Source organism: Pseudoalteromonas sp. S3178, from assembly GCF_005886985.1.
Taxonomy (GTDB): Bacteria; Pseudomonadota; Gammaproteobacteria; order Enterobacterales; family Alteromonadaceae; genus Pseudoalteromonas; species Pseudoalteromonas carrageenovora.
Genome location: NZ_PNCW01000170.1, coordinates 1 through 267 on the forward strand (window position 1 = coordinate 1; position 267 = coordinate 267).

1 protein-coding gene is annotated in these 267 nt (G+C 51.7%); it reads left to right on the forward strand.

Annotated elements, in window-relative coordinates; translation table 11 throughout:
• Positions 1-267 (forward strand): hypothetical protein (locus CWC11_RS23015; protein WP_212748099.1); only part of this gene is annotated, 267 nt, incomplete at both ends.

Genomic DNA, 267 nt, shown 5'->3' on the forward strand with positions numbered 1-267 from the left:
GCTCGCTCAATATTGCCGCCAAAAAACAAGCTAGTTGTTGCGCAATTGGCGTCTCACATCGCAGTAGCATGCTGGCAAGACGAGGCGAAACACCCAGTTGCAGTGCACGCTGCCCAGCAGTTAACACTTTATTATGCGCATCGACCAAGCCAAGCGACTGATTCAACTGACAGGCCACCGAAAAATGTTGCATCGGTGGCGGTGTTAGCCAATTCGCGTACTTGTATTGTGTCACTCCCCACGCGCTTAGCTCTAACGCTAAGTCAG